We start from the raw sequence: 17581 nt of genomic DNA on the forward strand, positions 1-17581 counted from the left end.
TTAGTAACTCATAAATACAACCACTATGGCTATTTAATTTTTTTTTTAAATCATTATATTTTTATTTTAGCATTAATAATTATTTTTAATAAACACATATTCATCCTATTAATTACTTATTTAAGTTTTAAAATATTAAATCAACACATTCAATAAATATATTGTTTATTAATAGTTTAATGCTTTCATACACATTAAATCTCTTTATGCTCTATATATAATTAATAATTTTTATTGAAAATGTATATACTTAGTTCAAATGTTTTGTTATATAATTTATTAATAATCTGGTTTCTAAATTTTTATATTTACTAACAATTAGGTGTTATAAATGATTCATGTAACGTCTGCTGCTCAAAAACATTTTGCTAAACTTTTAAGTGATAAAAAACCAGGTACCCAGATACGAGTATTTGTAGTTAATCCTGGTACAATTCATGCAGAATGTGGTGTTTGTTTTTGTTCTCCAGAAGAATTTAAATCTAGCGATACTGTAATTAAATTTGAACTTATCTCTATATATATAGATCAACTGTATATATCTTTTCTAGAAAATGCGTTAATTGACGTGTTAATTAATGAATTAGATGCTCAACTTACCATTAAAGCACCTAATGTTACTAAAAAATCTAATAATACAAAACATGATACAAATCATCATTCACTGGAAGCACAAGTTCAAAATGTATTACAATACCAAATCAATCCACAGTTGAAACTACACGGTGGCAGTGTATCTCTGGTGCGTATTACCGAAGATTTATTAGCCATTATTCAATTTTCTGGAGGGTGTAATGGTTGTATGATGGCTAACTATACTATCAAAGAAGGAATAGAAAACACTCTAAAGAAACTTTTTCCAAAATTAAAAGGAGTATTAGATATTACCCAACATCAACATGGATCCCACTCTTACTACTAATAAAAAATTTAATATTTAAATTTTAAAAATTTCAAACTAAAAAATAACAAATTTATTACATTCATGCCACAGATCTTTACATTAAAAATTGAATAATTAAATTTTCTATATTACTTATATACGATATATACAAATAAATTTTATAACACAAACAAATTAATTTAAACCATCATAATAATTTAACCAACATCCTTCGTAATGGCTCAGCAGCTCCCCAAAGTAATTGATCTCCTACAGTAAAAGCTGAGATATACTTGTTACCTGCATGTAATTTACGTAATCGTCCAATTGGGATATTAAGCGTTCCAGACACCATTATAGGTGTTAATTTCTTTAACGATTGTATAGCATCATTTGAAACTACTTCTACCCATGTATTATGAGACTGAAGTAATACCTCTATTTCTGATAAACAAATATCTTTTTTAAGTTTTAAAACAAATGATTGGCTGTGACAACGCAATGAACTAACACGTACGCACAAACTGTCTACTGTAATGATTTCAGAAGTAGTATTAAGAATTTTATTAGTTTCTGCTTGACCTTTCCATTCCTCTTGAGTTTGACCATCACATATATAATCTCCAATCCATGGAATAACATTACCCACTAATGGAACCTTAAAACAATCTACCAATAAAGAATCAGTTCTACTAAATTTAGTAATTGTCTTTTCGATATCTAAAATCGCTATCTTAGGAGCCATTAATAAATCAGTTACTGTATTATACACTTGTCCCATTTGTATTAATAACTCACGTATAGCACGTGCTCCACATCCAGAAGCTGCTTGGTAAGTAGAAGTAAAAATCCATTCTATCAAATTTTGAGCAAACAATCCTCCTAAAGACATTAACATTAAACTTACAGTACAATTTCCACCTACAAATGTTTTAATCCCATTACTCATACTTTTTTCTATAAATGATTGATTAATAGGATCTAAAACAATAACTGCATCATCATTCATTCTTAAAGATGAAGCACTATCAATCCAATATCCCGACCATCCTATTTTTCTTAATTTTGGATAAACAATATTACTATATGAACTACCTTGACATGTAATGATAATATCTAATGAATTAAGAAAATCGATATTCCAAGCATCTTGTAAAAAAAAATCTTGTTGCCCTTGAATATTTGGAGCTCGTTTTCCTACTTGAGAAGTAGATAGAAATATCGAGTGAAAAGAATCAAAATTACGTTCTTCTTGCATACGATGCATTAATACTGAACCTACCATTCCTCTCCAACCAACAAAACCAACATTTTTCATTATTAATCTCTTAATTATTATTAAATACTTTGTAGTAAAAAAATTATATATTTTACATTATATAAAATATAGCAACATTTATATAAAAATATGTTATACATTATATCAAGTTTTAATCATACGGTTCAATGTATATAATAATATACACATCAAAAAATATACATTTAACACATTCACAATAATGTTTATAATTTACTGTATACAAAATATAATGTATATAAAATAAAATATAAGTAACTTCTGGGAAAATAATAATGAATGAAATGATATCAGCTACTGTTTTGCTGTTTTTAATTATGGATCCTATAGGAAATTTACCAATTTTTATGTCAATATTAAAAGATTTAGAACCAAAACGACGTCAAATTATAATAATTAGAGAAATGATAATTGCTTTGTTATTAATGTTAGGATTTTTATTTGTCGGCGAACATATTTTAATATTTCTTAATTTACATACAGAAACAGTTTCAATTTCCGGAGGTATTGTTTTATTTTTAATTGCCATAAAAATGATTTTCCCTTCAGAAGAAGGAAATAATACTGGATTTTCAGACGGAGAAGAACCCTTTTTAGTTCCACTCGCTATTCCCTTAGTAGCAGGTCCCTCTGTCTTAGCAACATTATTATTGCTATCTCACCAATATCCTCAACAAATTAATTTAATAATTTTAGCATTAATTGTTGCTTGGGGGGTATCCATGTTAATTTTAATGTTATCGAATATATTTTCTCGTTTATTAGGTAATAAAGGTATTAGCGCGCTAGAGCGATTGATGGGATTATTATTAGTAATGATTTCTACTCAAATGCTACTCGATGGCATTCGTAGTTATTTATACACATCACCATAATAATGATAAATTCGTATTTTTGATATATAAATTATACATAATATATAGTTTTATTTTATATTTTTAGTTATATGTTCATATTTATTATGGACTAATTACCAAAGACATACAAATTATGTCGTCATCGCCATAATCATGACATATTACAAATATTTTATCAGACGACAACTATTATTTATGCTTATAACGAATATTATTTTCGTATCATGTATTATTTATATGTCAAAACTATAATATATATTATACATAGTAATTGTTATACTTTTCATTAATTTTAATTAATGAGTTTTATAATTTTGCACCATTAAAATATTTTAGTAATAAAGTAAATTATTCAAAATTTTATTTCTTTATCACACTATGTTTATAAAATTTTATTATAATTATTCATATACCTTACATACTATATAATAAAATATTTCATAAATAAAATATATATACCATATAATCATATGTCTAATAAAAACTAAAACATATACTATTTCTTTTTGAAAATTAATCTATGAATAATAGTTACTTTATTGAAATACGCTAAATTGTGTTTAAGCAATAAATATTTTGTAAATAACGCGGTACCGCCTCATTTTTATTACTACCAATAATCTCCAATGATGGTAAAGCATCTTTTAGTCGCTGAAGAGCGTTTTCCATTATACATCCTTTACCAGTCACCGATAACATTTCTTTATCGTTCATCCCATCACCAAATGAAATACAATCCTTAAGTTGATATCCCAATAATTGAGCTACTTGCCTTAAAGCAAATCCCTTGGAAACCCCACCTGGCATCACTTCAAGGCATGTAGATAACGAAAAACTAATATTAACTCGCGATCCCCAGCGAGCATTCAATACTTTTTCTAATGATAATAATCGTTGATGATTATTACTAGTAAAATATATTTTACAAATACTATCTAAAGGCAGCGAACCTTCTCGATAAACTTGATAATTAGACCCATATCCGTTATCAAAATCATCTTGATCTAATCTATATCGATTAACTAACCATTTATCACCATAAAAGACATTAGTAATAATCTTTGTATCATTATATGCCACATATAATAAATCAGATACAATTTCAGAATCTAAATTGTAAGAGGAAATTAACTTTCCATAATCATTGTGTATTCTCGCTCCATTAGAAGTAATCATATAGGAATTAATTTTAAGTTCATTTTGTATTTGTATAACATTCGTGTGATGTCGTCCAGTAGCAAAAACAAAATGAATATTACGAGCGATTAACAATCGAAGAATACTTTTAGTGAAAGGTGTTAATTGGTGGTCCGGTGTTAGCAGGGTTCCATCTAAATCAGACGCAACAATGCGAAACATTTATTACCTCATTCTATTATTTTATTCATCGAAATAATATTAATTATTATACACAAATAATTACAACATAATATCAATAAAGAAATCAACCTAACATAAAGATATCTATATAAACACAGATATGTTATTTAACTATTTAAAATATATTGATAATGTCAACACAATTTTGTATGTAATTTAAATTATTGTTTATATACTACTTTAGTTACATGAATTAGAAAAATTATAAATTTTAAATATTCAACTATCAAAAATCCCTCTATTTTATCTTCTCACTATTATATAATTAAGTATCCATTCAATATCATTAAACATTTGCTAAATGATTTGTGTCAATAATACAATAATTATATGTATGAAAAATATCATATAACTATCCATTAATTCTTATAACCAATTTTTATGTTTAAAATAAATATAAGGCGCAAGTCCAGCTAAAATCATCAAAACGATAGCACTAGGATAACCAAACACCCATTGTAACTCTGGCATAAACTTAAAATTCATTCCATAGCTGGAAGCTATTAAAGTTGGAGGTAAAAATACAACAGAAAAAATTTTTATTATCCTATTTTGTTCAATATTAATAAATCCCATTGCCGATTGAGTTAAAGAACTTATCTGATGAAATACATACTCATTATGTGGCAACAACAATGTTATATCATTTAAAATATCATTAGCATATTGCAATTGTACTATAGGTAATGGAACTTTGCGAATTAAAAATTTTATCGCTCTTTCAGTATCCAATAAATTAACACGTATTTTCCAACTTATATTTTCTAATATAGCTAAATCAGAAAGTGCATGATCATATTCATCAATCTGTTGTCCATTCATAATTACACAACTTAACGTCTCTAAAGTAGAATACATATATTCTATTTTATTTGCCATATCATCGAGTTTTACCTCAAATAAATTTAATAATAATTCATAAGGATTCCCGTTAATTAATAAATGATTATGTAAATATTTTTGATACATGCAAAATACTGGAAATTCTTCTTTACGTGAAGTATACAAACATCCGTTATAAATAGTAAAAAATACAACAGAATTATTTATTCGTTCCTGATCATTATACGCAAAGAAAAAAGAACGAATATGTAATCCATGTTCGTCCTGAAAAAAACGTATAGTCTTATTAATATTTTCTAATTCAAAAAATTTTATTTTTTGATGAGCCAATATATTTTGTATATAGTTATATTCATCATCATTTAAATCTATTAAATCAACCCAAATAAAATCGTTTAAGAATAAAATTTCATCTTTTTCATTAACACGAAATAAACGATTATTTTTTAATTGAAATATGTTGAACATATATTATTGATTCCTCAACGGATACAAATAAAGACATATCGAATCACAATAATCAAAAATTAATAATCAACAGTTAATCTTATACACCACATAATTTTGAAATAAGATACATTACATAACAAAATAGTTATGAAAACTGTCCTTGAAAATCAAATATAAATATCTACAACAAACAATTAGAATAGTTTACAAAGCAACTATCTATTAACTATTATGATAGTTCGCTAAACGCTCAATCAATATTCTTCACTAAAAATATTACTATAAATGCATCTATATAGATTAGAACACGCATGTTATGCCTGGAATAAAAAAGTTGTCAATATTTTCGATAAATTCTTTTTTATCACAACATATAATATAGATAAATCCGAGTTATATATCAACCTAATAAAAATTCAGAGTGACAATTTTTTAATAATTTAATCAAATAGAAATTTGATATATATATAATAATAATATATTTATCTTTAACAAAGATAATTATATATATTTCCAAACAACTCGTTGATAATCCATCACAAAAAATTAATGACAGTATATGTAATTACTATTAATTTTTATAAAATGACTGATTTTTAAACTACTAATTTATTAATTTATCTAAAAACCCTGTGATACTATACATACATTCATTAATGTATGTTATTACAATATTTTTGTAATTAATCGCAGATTACATATGCAATCTAAAAGTTTTTTTATAAATCATAAATATCTAATGACATTCTATTTTCAAAGTATATAATCCTACATGTTGTACCGAATCCCGAATTCAGATACAAATTAAATATATTTTCTTCAAGTTTTAAAAATTAAATTACTAAAACAAATAAAAATTGTTACAATAGATATGTATTACGTAGTTTTTTTCTGATGAAATTTTATATTACTTATTCATTATCCATATTGATACTAACTCTTCAATCATTTTGCATACACTCATACCGAGTTCATTCTAGCGCTTTTATACATATTTTATAGTTCAAACTTCTGAAGAATATAATAAATTTAATTGTATGAAAGTAATATATTAAAAATTATTCTCTTTTAATATTTATTAAAGTAATAAAAAATTTTTAGAACCATAATAAATATTTTCATTTAAAACAAACAAATTATTTTTTTACGTACTAAAACAATTTAAATTAGCATATTTATTAACAATTTCTAAAATGCATCTAATATCTTTCCATCAAAAATATTGATTAATTATGCATAAATAAACATCATTATATTGATTAATAATTATTTTTTTTTAATAAGCTATATAAAAACAATAATAAAATTTTAATTTCTTTATTTTTATAATACTATCCTTCTATATATTCAATACAATATATTTTCAACAACATTTTATTTTAACAAAAAATTGAAAAACTATTCCTATATAAAATTTTTATTGTTAAATAAACTATATCATTTATTCTAAATTATTAAGTTATTCGTTATAAACAAAATTTCATTACTTTTATTAAAAAATAAAAAAATGAACATGCAATTTCTTTTATTGTCACACATCTATAATTTTTAAAAACATATGTTATTGTCATGAGTAAACGAAATTCACGGTTTTCAAAATATAAAAAAAATAGAACAGTAATTCTATTTTAAACTAATAATATATATATTTAAATTTTTTAAAAAAAATCATTTTGATTTTTTTACTGACGATTCCTTCTATTTATAAATAAATTAATTAAAACCACCAATAATTACAAACTATTACCCTTGCTTTAATGATAAATAATATCCATCAATCATATTATTTTTTTTGATTAATATTTTGAAATGCATCCACTAACATAACAACAAAAACCTTTAAATAAAAACACAAAACATTAGATGATTAAAAACCATAACAATAACATCATATACATTTTAGTAACTCTTTCAAGTCCATCAACTGACAACCATGTATTATGTATCGTATCATATGGTACACTTCTTAATACATTGAATACTCTCTGAACTACATTAATTCTAATGAATCACTATTTATTTTTAATTTTAAACATTTTAAACACATATCTCTTCCCACATTAATACGACGCAATACTTAGTACATACACCGCATATTTACTTTCTATTTAAATTAAATAAACATATTAATTATTTTATAAATAACAAACGATCAATTTTTATTAAAAAATTTTAATTTCTTTTTTTATAAAAATATATTTATAATGATTAGTACAATATTAAATGACTGTTATTCTATAAAATTATTGATCTAAGTGTCATTCTTTTTTAAATATCATCAAATATTAAATACAATTACATATATCAATTAATACACAAACCTTATTCATCAAAATAACTGATATAATTGAATATAGTTTATATTTTAACTAATCTTAAAAAAACAATATACTTAACTAATATTCTAACTTTTTACTATTCTCTCCAGATATAAAACACCAATACATTTTTTCATTAAAAATTGTTACCGATCTTTATTTATTATTTAGTCAATCAGTAATATTGTAGACATTTATAAAATATTTCGATACATAATAAAACTATATATCACTATACATATAGTTTATAATAAATGTGTTAAAAACATTAATTTTGAAACTTTTAAATGTGGTAACAATTTTAAATCAGCCCAATAAACCTTATTTGTATCTAGCGTATTATATTGATTCACCCAACAAGCCTGCATTCCCGAATATATTGCTCCTTTTACATCAGTCTGAAAATCATCTCCTACATGTAAAATATTTTTACAAGGTATTCCTAAACGCCTTGCAGCTAAATAATACATATCTGTATAAGGTTTAGCACGTCCATGTGTTCCAGCACGGAATACATCATAAAAATATCTTTGTAATCCACAAGAAATAGGATTTACATTACCATTAGTAATTGCAATTAGTGGCCATTTAGAACTTAATGCTAATAATGTATTATGAGTACTAATAGGAATACTAATTTTATTACGCCAATATATAAGTATATCCATAGCACAATCAGCTCCTAATTGTGCATCGTGTTTGCTAAGCCCTGATTGCAATAAAGTTATTTTTAAAGCCTTCCAACGCCAATAATTTGCATCATGGTAAATATTTGGTTCTGCACAGCGAAGGATTCTGCGTGTTATACGATAATCTTTTTTTTGAATCTTAGATAATGCAGGATGATATTTTTGTAAAAATAAAACTGACTCCGATTCAGCTTTATTAATTATTGAATAATTATTATATAATGTATTATCTAAATCCAAAGTTATGCCATATATAGATTGTAATTTACGATAAAAACGCATAAACTATACCTTAATATATTTATTAATATTTTTTATTAAAAATAATCAAGAATTTAATTTTAATAAATATATAAATCACATATATATTTATTACTTAAATGTCAAATAACACTCACATATCGAAAAAATTTCATAAAGTAAAATTTTATTAAAGTAAATATATTGTTGTTTTTAACAAAATTAAAACTTAAAGATATTATTTTTTCACAAGTGAATACATCCATCGTATACATATGATGTTGTACCAATCATATATAATGGATACCCCATCCCTTTCCAATGTATTGACAAATTACCCCCTGGTAATATTACATCTACTATCTCACATAATAACGCTTGTTGAATACCTACAGCAACAGCCGCACAAGCAGCTGTGCCACAAGCTTTGGTTTCTCCTACGCCACGTTCATGTACTCGTAATCGAATACTATTACGATTAATAATTTCCATAAAACTTATATTAACTCCTTCTGGAAAACGGTGATGATCTTCTAATGCTAATCCCAATGAAGAAACTTGAATAACTTTGGTTGATTCCACCAAAATAATACAATGAGGATTACCCATAGAAACTATGCCACATAGTATTGCTTGTGTAGGTAAAAACAAAATGTAAATCTTTTGATATTGTGATGCATAAAATGGGATGAGTTTTGGATCAAATATAGGTAGGCCCATATTAACAGATACACAGTTGTTATTCATTATGGATAATGCCACCACATTATTAGCACGAGTACTAATGTGAATATTTTGTTTATTAGTTAATTTTTTTGTGAAAACAAATTTCGCAACACAACGAATACCATTTCCACATTGATTAACCTCTGTGCCATCTGCATTATAAATTCGACAATGAAAATCTATTTTCGAATTATGAGAAGACTCTACTATTAATAATTGATCAAACCCAATGCCATAATGTCTATTGGATAAATATTTTATATTTTCAGGAGTAAGACAAATATTTTGCGTTATAGAATCTACAATTACAAAATCATTTCCTAATCCATTCATTTTTGTAAATCGCATATTTTTTAAACAAACACTCAATGACAAAACGCATGTGATGTAATTGCATACATCAACAATTTTTATTTAAAAACATATTGTATAATACTATCTCAAATAAAATATTTAGTCTGTGGTTATAAAGAATATTTTATATTTACTAAATTATATAAATATTAATAATCGTACATATATTTTGGAATGTATAAAATATACAGCTATATAATATTTACAATTCTTTTATTACCATTTCATTTTATAAATTTGAATTATCAACATATTGTGGAAACTTATTTTTTATACATTAAAATATATAATGTACCGTTATATAATAATTATTTTTTCAATATCAATATAATATTTTTTAAAAAAATTACAAATTACTGCAAATAATACAATTTTGATCTAAATAATTCAAAACTCAAATTACTATTTTTACAAAAAAAAGCACACATATATCTTTTATATAAAAAAATATATGTTAAAACAATTAATTTCCATTATAATTTTTTTAATTTTATTATAATATTTATATTTTTAAAAAATAAATTAAATCAAAATATACAATATTATTAAATCAAATAAATCACATACTTGTTATAAATGAGTGATTTTAAATAAATTTAATTACAAAAGAAGCTTCATAAAAATAAACAATATTACAATTTAAAATATAACATTATAAGAATAAAATATCATATATTGTATATATAATATATAATGTAAATTCATATAATTTTTTAATTAATTTGAAATATAAAACCTGTTATTGATTAATTTTATTAAAATTAAGACCACTGTAATTTTATACGATCAACTACATGTATGAATTCTACCATATTAATAAACATTAACAATTAAAAAATTAACGTACATAATATAAAAATACAACTAAAGTATAAATTTTTTATTTAATTATAACTATAACTAATTCTTTGATCAATTAATAGAATATATTGTTATTTTTATCATTTTAAATAAATATTGACATATTATAATTATACATATTTTATGTACGTATTAACTAAATATTATTTATAATATATTCTATTAATATAATTATAACAATGAATACCAAAATTTTACGAATTGCTACTCGAAAAAGTCGACTCGCCATTTGTCAAGCTCAATATGTCTGTGATGAATTAAAACGTTATCACCCCACTATACAAATAGAATTAATACCTATCATAACAACAGGAGATAAATTTTTAAATGCTACTTCAAAAAATAAAATCACAAAAGGCATATTTATTAAAGAATTAGAACACGCATTAGTAAATCTACGTGCTGATATTGCTGTGCATTCTATGAAAGATATTACAGTCCCCTTACCAAATGAATTAACTCTTCCGATTGTATGTAAACGAAATGATCCTCGCGATGCTTTTGTTAGTTTAAAATACTCTAATATCAATGAATTACCTATTAGGGGAATAATAGGAACATCAAGTTTGCGTAGACAATGCCAAATACGAGCACAACACCCAGATGTAATAATAAACGATTTACGAGGAAATATAGATACTAGATTAAAAAAATTGCGACATGGAGAATACGATGCCATAATTTTAGCCGTGGCTGGTTTAAAACGATTAAAACTAAATAAATACATTCGTACTCATATAGACCCATCCAACCTATTGCCGGCCATGGGACAAGGCGCTATAGCCATTGAGTGCCGTTCAACTGACATTGATGTTTTATCTTTGTTGTCCCCTTTATATCATAGAGAGACTTCATTACGTATCAGCGCAGAACGTGCCGTTACTACTTATTTAGAGAGTTATTGTCAATTCCCAATTGCTAGTTATGCTGAAGTTGAAAAAGAACAAATATGGTTACGCGCACTTATTGGTTTGCCTGATGGTAGTAGAATTATTCGCACTGAAGGACGAGCACCTTTAGAACAAGCAGAAAAATTAGGCTTCATTCTTGCTGAAGATTTATTGATTCAATTTAAAAAAATAAATATTTTATCCTAATACAATAGGATATATATTATTAAATAAAATTTAATTAATTATGAACATTTTAATTACTCGACCGTCTCCACATGGAGAACAATTAGTAAGTAAATTACTTTCTGCAGGTAAATTGGCTTACCATTTCCCATTAATCTATTTTTCCACCGGAAAAACATTATTCTTATTAAAACAACAACTGAATCTTCTCGACGAAGGAGATTTTCTATTTATAGTATCACAACATGCAATTAGATATGCTCATAGTTACTTACTAAATATAGGCACTCATTGGCCTACTAAATTAACATATTTTTCCATTGGTCACGCAACCAGTATAAAAATGTATAATTTATCAGGAATATTAGTAAAATATCCACGAAATAAGGAAACCAGCGAAAATTTGTTGCAATTTCCCGAATTAATTCACAGTTATGGAAAACGCGCACTCATTCTCAGAGGAAATAATAGTCGCACTCTTTTAGATAAAGTTCTTCAAAAAAGGGGAGTGTTAGTTTCATCTTGCGAATGTTACAGCAGACAATTACTACAATACAACGGAAAGAAACAATACTATAAACTACTAGAATTGAATATCAAAATAATAGTGATTACTTCTGGAGAAATACTAAAACAATTATATTATCTAATTCCTGAATTTTATCGTAAATCATGGTTAATACGATGCAAATTAATAGTAGTAAGCCTACGTTTAGCTATATTAGCTAAAAATCTAGGTTGGACAGATATTATCATAACACATTCAGCAAATAATGATACGCTCACCCACATATTATTGCGTCAGTAATACATGGATAGATAAAATATATTAAAAAGTCAGTAACTATCGTGAACAATATTCAATTAATATTATCACTTTAAATTAAAATTAATATCATATCAAATAATTCCTTTTAAAATGAAATATTAAAATATCTAATACTATTTTATTTTTATATAACTCACAACAATTATCGGCGAGAGAGGATTTGAACCTCCGACCTACTGGTCCCAAACCAGGAGCGCTACCAAACTGCGCCACTCGCCGATAATTTTATTTCTTTTTATATGAATATTTAATTTTATTTTATTTTATTATATAATATACATATTCATGTATAATAATTAATATTTTTATTTTTATTTTTCATAACTCATTATTTTACAGGTAATAAAATTAACCTATGCGAAGGAAGGGATTTGAACCCTTACGTCTTATAAAGACACTAACTCCTGAAGTTAGTACGTCTGCCTGTTTCGTCACCTTCGCTATACTGCATATCATTCAACATATAACATGGGGTGATTGATGGGATTTGAACCCACGACTACTGGAACCACAATCCAGGGCTCTACCAACTGAGCTACAATCACCACATTATATTATATTATAGATTATCATCTATCTTACATTTTTCGTAAAAATTTAAACGAATCAACGCGTCCGACAGGATTTGAACCTGAAACATTTGCCTCCGGAGGGCAATGCTCTATCCAATTGAGCTACGGACGCCAATAATTGTATATATATACATCTTTTACTTAGTTTTTTTTTGCAAATTAATCCTAATTAATAACTTTAAAATATAAAATTTTTATGATTATATAAATAATAATTTAAATTATATACACTCTGAAACACAACAAACAAATTATCATTAACGGATACATGAGGAACGCATAATAACATAACCAAATGGTTGGTTATGTTATTTTATAACATTAACATACAATACCAATATATTAGTAACATACTAATATCATTAAAAATTCAATATCAAATTTCACTTAATTAAATACATTACAATTAAAACACGTGCATCGTATCACATCAACAACGCTTCATCATATCAAAGAACTCGTCATTAGTTTTAGTCATAGAGAGCTTATTCATCATAAATTCCATTGCATCAATTTCGCTCATTGGGTGAATAATTTTACGTAAAATCCATATTTTTTGTAATTCATCTTGAGTGGTAAGTAATTCTTCTTTTCTAGTTCCAGAACGATTATAATCAATAGCCGGAAAAACACGTTTTTCAGCTATTTTTCTTGACAAATGCAATTCCATATTACCAGTTCCTTTGAATTCCTCATAAATCACCTCATCCATTTTTGATCCAGTATCAATTAATGCAGTCGCTATAATAGTTAAACTTCCTCCTTCTTCCATATTACGAGCAGCTCCAAAAAAACGTTTTGGACGATGTAAAGCATTAGCATCCACACCTCCCGTTAATACTTTACCAGATGATGGAACAATAGTATTATAAGCTCTAGCTAATCGCGTGATAGAATCTAATAAAATAATTACATCTTTTTTATGTTCTACTAATCTCTTAGCTTTCTCAATTACCATTTCAGACACTTGTACATGGCGAGAAGCTGGCTCATCAAATGTAGATGCAATTACTTCTCCATGTACTAAACGCTGCATTTCAGTCACTTCTTCTGGACGTTCATCTATTAAAAGAACTATTAAAACACAATCCGGATAATTATGACTAATACTTTGTGCAATATTTTGTAACAATATAGTTTTTCCGGCTTTAGGAGGAGCTACAATTAAACCTCGCTGACCGCGCCCAATAGGTGATGCTAAATCTAATACTCTGGCAGTTAAATCTTCTGTAGAACCATTTCCTCGTTCCATACGCAATCGTGAATTAGCATGTAATGGAGTAAGATTTTCAAATAAAATTTTACTACGGGCATTTTCTGGTTTATCATAATTTACATCACTAACTTTAAGCAATGCGAAATAACGCTCTCCTTCTTTTGGCGGCCTAATTTTTCCAGAAATCGTATCTCCAGTACGCAAATTAAAACGACGAATTTGACTAGGAGATACATAAATATCATCTGGACCAGCAAGATAAGAACTATCACTAGACCGAAGAAAACCAAAACCATCTTGTAAAATCTCTAATACACCATCTCCGAAAATATCTTCTCCAGTTTTAGCATGTTGTTTAAAAATAGCAAAAATAATATCCTGTTTTCGCATACGCGCTAAATTTTCTAGTCCCATACCTTCCCCAAGGCGTACTAATTCGGAAACTGGTATGTTTTTTAACTTTGTAAGATTCATAATTGTAGATTCTTATAAACTGGAGTATATACCGTTGATATTAACAAGACATGATGCATGATGCATAACGCAATATAATAAATTTATTCATAATATGAATATCACCTTTTTTGTTTTTCCACGCCCAGAAATATCTAACATGGGAAAACATTAATTTTTATTTACTACTAAACTGTCACAAAAAACAAGCTTATGAAAACTTTATCAGTAATTTTATCATAACCATTATCGTCAAAAAATCCCAATACCAATTTTACTGATTATGTTAGACGACATCTACGAACTCCCTTATTATCATGAAGACCGTACATTCTATTTTCATCACGAACCAATTATCTACATAATTAGCAAACATGCAACATAATGATAACGCTATTCTACTGTAATCCTAATAAAACGTCTACTAAGATATGAAAGAAATTTCAAAAACACAAGTATAAAAAATAGTAATCATATATACATCTGTAAACATTCTTGTAATTGTTGTTTAGATACTAAACCTACCTTAGTCAACAATACTGTCCCATTCCGAACGAACAATAAAGTTGGAATACTTTTAATTCCATAATTTTTAGTAGTTATAGGATTTTCATCTATATTTAATTTTGCTACTGTTACTACATCATTAAACTCAGAAGCTATATCTTCTAAAATAGGAATCATCGCTCTACAAGGAGAACACCATTCAGCCCAAAAATCAATCAAAAACAATTTTTTTTCTTCATTTGTAGAATAAAGCACTTTTTCTTTAAAATTAGAATCTGTCAGACATATAAATTGACGATTCATCTATCCCCCTTATTTTTATCGATTTACATCAACCACTATATATATTCATATAATTATACACAATATTACACTTTATCGTTTTGATTTAAAACCTATATATCTTAATTAGAACTGCTAAAAGGTATATATTTCGTGAAAAACAATAAATGCGCTGTATATGACACATAGTTATATGCGTTTATATTTTAAACATTAATAGATGACAAACTTTTCATGTTTTTCATATAATTTCTTAATTTAATCCCGATCTTCTCTATTGTATGATTTCTAATAATTGTATTAATGTCACGTAAAATAATATTATCTATTTCAATATTTTTAAGTGATTCTCCTAAATCTCCCTTTTTTAAATTAGGTATTATAGTCCTTTTCAATAAAGGTATCACTGCATCACAAAACAAATAATTACCATATTCTGCGGTATCAGAAATTACTATATTCATTTCATACAATTTTTTCCGAGCTATAGTATTTGCAATAAGAGGTAACTCATGTAACGATTCATAATATGCTGATTCTGGTGCTATTCCAGCTGCTACCATTGTATCAAATGATAATTCTACCCCCGCTTTTATTATAGCTACCATCAATATACCATGATCAAAATAAGTTTGTTCCGAAATATATTGTTGACAACTTACTACCTGCTCAAATGCAAATTCACTAGTCTTTTTGCGCCAACCAAGCAATTTAATATCATTATTTTTCCAATCTAATATCATTTCTCTAGAAAAAGACCCATTAAGTATATCTTCCATATGTTTTTTAAAAATTGGGCTTAAAATATTTTTTAATTCTTCAGATAACGTGCAAACACGTATTTTGGCAGCATTAGATAACCGGTCCATCATTAATGTAATACCTCCCTGTTTTAATGCTTCGGTTATTACTTCCCATCCATATTGAATAAGTTTGCCAGCATACCCACAATCAATACCGTTGTTTATCATATATTCAAAACAAAGAATTGATCCAGCCTGTAACATACCACACAAAATAGTTTGTTCCCCCATAAGATCTGATTTAACTTCTGCAACAAATGAAGACTCTAATACTCCAGCACGATGACTACCTAATGCAAATGCCCAAGCTTTTGCAAAAGTCATACCTATATTATACCTATCATTTTCTTCATGTACGGCAATTAAAGCAGGTACTCCAAATCCACGTTGATATTCTTGACGCACTTCTGTTCCAGGACACTTTGGAGCAACCATAATAACCGTGATATCTTGACGAATTTTTTCTCCAATCTCTACAATATTAAATCCATGCGAATAACCTAATACAGATCCATGTTTCATTAAAGGCTCTATTTCTTGTACTATCGATGAATGATATTTGTCTGGTGTCAAATTAATGATGACATCTGATTTTGGAATAATTTCATCATAAGTTCCCACAGGAAATCCATGTCGTATTGCTCTCAACCAAGATTCTTTCTTATGAATAATAGATTCATGTCGTAAAACATATGTAATATCCACACCTGAATCTCTCATATTCAAACCTTGATTTAAACCTTGTGAACCACAACCTATTATAGCTATTTTTTTAGATAATAATGCCTTAACTTCATCAGAAAATTCTTCGCGATTCACAAATCGACATTTTCCTAAATGTCGTAATTTTTCTATAAAAGTTAATGTATTAAAATAATTAGTCATAAAATATCTCTGTGAAATAATATTAAAAAATCATTTGACAAGTGTAATACAAATTCTTTG

12 protein-coding genes and 4 tRNA genes are annotated in these 17581 nt (G+C 26.3%); 4 read left to right on the forward strand and 12 right to left on the reverse strand.

Going from position 1 to position 17581, the window contains the following annotated elements; translation table 11 throughout:
• The first annotated feature begins 331 nt into the window (after positions 1-331).
• Positions 332-922 carry an NfuA family Fe-S biogenesis protein gene (locus Bsayi582_RS02950; protein WP_500815724.1) on the forward strand — a complete coding sequence of 197 codons (591 nt, stop codon included), beginning with the start codon at positions 332-334 and terminating at the stop codon, positions 920-922.
• Between the two features lie 169 nt (positions 923-1091).
• On the opposite strand, the gene asd is transcribed toward Bsayi582_RS02950, so the two are convergent.
• On the reverse strand, positions 1092-2201 hold the full coding sequence (gene asd / locus Bsayi582_RS02955; RefSeq protein WP_500815725.1) for an aspartate-semialdehyde dehydrogenase: 1110 nt from the start codon (positions 2199-2201) through the stop codon (positions 1092-1094).
• A gap of 254 nt (positions 2202-2455) precedes the next feature.
• On the opposite strand from asd, the gene Bsayi582_RS02960 reads away from it, so the two are divergent.
• Entirely contained in the window at positions 2456-3055 is a 600-nt protein-coding gene (locus Bsayi582_RS02960) for a YhgN family NAAT transporter (RefSeq protein WP_500815726.1), read from the forward strand.
• 531 nt (positions 3056-3586) lie between these two features.
• Here Bsayi582_RS02960 and yigL read toward each other — a convergent pair.
• From yigL to dapF, 4 genes are all read right to left on the reverse strand, one after another.
• Positions 3587-4396 carry a sugar/pyridoxal phosphate phosphatase YigL gene (gene yigL, locus Bsayi582_RS02965; RefSeq protein WP_500815727.1) on the reverse strand — a complete coding sequence of 270 codons (810 nt, stop codon included), beginning with the start codon at positions 4394-4396 and terminating at the stop codon, positions 3587-3589.
• Positions 4397-4783: 387 nt separating this feature from the next.
• Positions 4784-5728 carry a magnesium/cobalt transporter CorA gene (gene corA, locus Bsayi582_RS02970; RefSeq protein WP_500815728.1) on the reverse strand — a complete coding sequence of 315 codons (945 nt, stop codon included), beginning with the start codon at positions 5726-5728 and terminating at the stop codon, positions 4784-4786.
• Positions 5729-8273: 2545 nt separating this feature from the next.
• The gene (gene yigB / locus Bsayi582_RS02975) at positions 8274-8999 is read right to left on the reverse strand and encodes a 5-amino-6-(5-phospho-D-ribitylamino)uracil phosphatase YigB (protein ID WP_500815729.1); all 726 of its coding nucleotides are present in this window, start codon (positions 8997-8999) and stop codon (positions 8274-8276) included.
• 204 nt (positions 9000-9203) lie between these two features.
• Positions 9204-10031 (reverse strand): diaminopimelate epimerase, encoded by an 828-nt coding sequence (dapF, locus tag Bsayi582_RS02980; RefSeq protein ID WP_500815730.1) that lies wholly within the window; start codon positions 10029-10031, stop codon positions 9204-9206.
• A 1046-nt stretch (positions 10032-11077) separates the two neighbouring features.
• Between dapF and hemC the strand changes: the two genes are divergently transcribed.
• Positions 11078-11995 carry a hydroxymethylbilane synthase gene (hemC, locus tag Bsayi582_RS02985; protein ID WP_500815731.1) on the forward strand — a complete coding sequence of 306 codons (918 nt, stop codon included), beginning with the start codon at positions 11078-11080 and terminating at the stop codon, positions 11993-11995.
• Between the two features lie 40 nt (positions 11996-12035).
• On the forward strand, positions 12036-12782 hold the full coding sequence (hemD, locus tag Bsayi582_RS02990) for a uroporphyrinogen-III synthase (protein WP_500815732.1): 747 nt from the start codon (positions 12036-12038) through the stop codon (positions 12780-12782).
• A gap of 166 nt (positions 12783-12948) precedes the next feature.
• Here hemD and Bsayi582_RS02995 read toward each other — a convergent pair.
• The 7 genes from Bsayi582_RS02995 to ilvC all read right to left on the reverse strand — a co-directional run bounded on the left by Bsayi582_RS02995 (position 12949) and on the right by ilvC (position 17521).
• Positions 12949-13022: transfer RNA gene (locus Bsayi582_RS02995), tRNA-Pro, on the reverse strand.
• A gap of 137 nt (positions 13023-13159) precedes the next feature.
• Positions 13160-13244: transfer RNA gene (locus Bsayi582_RS03000), tRNA-Leu, on the reverse strand.
• 28 nt (positions 13245-13272) lie between these two features.
• Positions 13273-13348, reverse strand: a tRNA-His gene (locus Bsayi582_RS03005).
• 65 nt (positions 13349-13413) lie between these two features.
• Positions 13414-13487: transfer RNA gene (locus Bsayi582_RS03010), tRNA-Arg, on the reverse strand.
• Between the two features lie 318 nt (positions 13488-13805).
• Complete coding sequence (gene rho / locus Bsayi582_RS03015) at positions 13806-15065, reverse strand: transcription termination factor Rho (RefSeq protein ID WP_500815733.1); 1260 nt, start codon at positions 15063-15065, stop codon at positions 13806-13808.
• A gap of 450 nt (positions 15066-15515) precedes the next feature.
• A complete protein-coding gene (gene trxA / locus Bsayi582_RS03020; RefSeq protein WP_500815734.1) occupies positions 15516-15854 on the reverse strand; it encodes a thioredoxin in 339 nt (112 codons plus the stop codon).
• Positions 15855-16039: 185 nt separating this feature from the next.
• The gene (gene ilvC, locus Bsayi582_RS03025) at positions 16040-17521 is read right to left on the reverse strand and encodes a ketol-acid reductoisomerase (protein ID WP_500815735.1); all 1482 of its coding nucleotides are present in this window, start codon (positions 17519-17521) and stop codon (positions 16040-16042) included.
• Positions 17522-17581 lie beyond the last annotated feature (60 nt).

Source organism: Candidatus Blochmannia sayi (nom. nud.), from assembly GCF_059935855.1.